Here is a 1,415-nt window from a genome sequence, read left to right as displayed (position 1 = left end):
AACACAGTGGACGCGAGCAACTGAGGACAAGCCCTCGGCCTATTAGTACCAGTCAGCTCCACCCGTTACCGGGCTTCCACATCTGGCCTATCAACCCAGTCGTCTACTGGGAGCCTTAACCAATCAAGTTGGTGGGAATACTCATCTCGAAGCAGGCTTCCCGCTTAGATGCTTTCAGCGGTTATCCTTTCCGAACGTAGCCAACCAGCCATGCCCTTGGCAGAACAACTGGCACACCAGAGGTTCGTCCGTCCCGGTCCTCTCGTACTAGGGACAGCCCTTCTCAATATTCCTACGCGCACAGCGGATAGGGACCGAACTGTCTCACGACGTTCTAAACCCAGCTCGCGTACCGCTTTAATGGGCGAACAGCCCAACCCTTGGGACCGACTCCAGCCCCAGGATGCGACGAGCCGACATCGAGGTGCCAAACCATCCCGTCGATATGGACTCTTGGGGAAGATCAGCCTGTTATCCCCGGGGTACCTTTTATCCGTTGAGCGACAGCGCTTCCACAAGCCACTGCCGGATCACTAGTCCCGACTTTCGTCCCTGCTCGACCCGTCGGTCTCACAGTCAAGCTCCCTTGTGCACTTACACTCAACACCTGATTGCCAACCAGGCTGAGGGAACCTTTGGGCGCCTCCGTTACTCTTTAGGAGGCAACCGCCCCAGTTAAACTACCCATCAGACACTGTCCCTGATCCGGATCACGGACCCAGGTTAGACATCCAGCACGACCAGAGTGGTATTTCAACGACGACTCCACAACCACTGGCGTGGCCGCTTCAAAGTCTCCCACCTATCCTACACAAGCCGAACCGAACACCAATATCAAACTGTAGTAAAGGTCCCGGGGTCTTTCCGTCCTGCTGCGCGAAACGAGCATCTTTACTCGTAGTGCAATTTCACCGGGCCTATGGTTGAGACAGTCGAGAAGTCGTTACGCCATTCGTGCAGGTCGGAACTTACCCGACAAGGAATTTCGCTACCTTAGGATGGTTATAGTTACCACCGCCGTTTACTGGCGCTTAAGTTCTCAGCTTCGCCAACCCGAAAGTCAGCTAACCGGTCCCCTTAACGTTCCAGCACCGGGCAGGCGTCAGTCCGTATACATCGCCTTACGGCTTCGCACGGACCTGTGTTTTTAGTAAACAGTCGCTTCTCGCTGGTCTCTGCGGCCACCCCCAGCTCATGGAGCAAATCCAATCACCAGTGATGGCCCCCCTTCTCCCGAAGTTACGGGGGCATTTTGCCGAGTTCCTTAACCATAGTTCACCCGAACGCCTCGGTATTCTCTACCTGACCACCTGAGTCGGTTTAGGGTACGGGCCGCCATGAAACTCGCTAGAGGCTTTTCTCGACAGCATAGGATCATCCACTTCACCACAATCGGCTCGGCATCAGGTCTCAGC

The 1,415-nt window shown here is 55.4% G+C and carries 1 rRNA gene (cut by a window edge); it reads right to left on the bottom strand.

The annotated features are described in order from the left end of the window. Positions 1-22 precede the first annotated feature (22 nt). Positions 23-1,415, bottom strand: a 23S ribosomal RNA gene (locus tag ACFYY1_RS43100); it runs 1,382 nt beyond the window's last position.

The organism is Streptomyces sp. NPDC001890, assembly GCF_042891445.1.
In the GTDB taxonomy this organism is placed as follows: domain Bacteria; phylum Actinomycetota; class Actinomycetes; order Streptomycetales; family Streptomycetaceae; genus Streptomyces.
The sequence above is the reverse complement of the archived record's forward strand: the minus strand, read 5'-3'. Positions and strand labels throughout refer to the sequence as shown.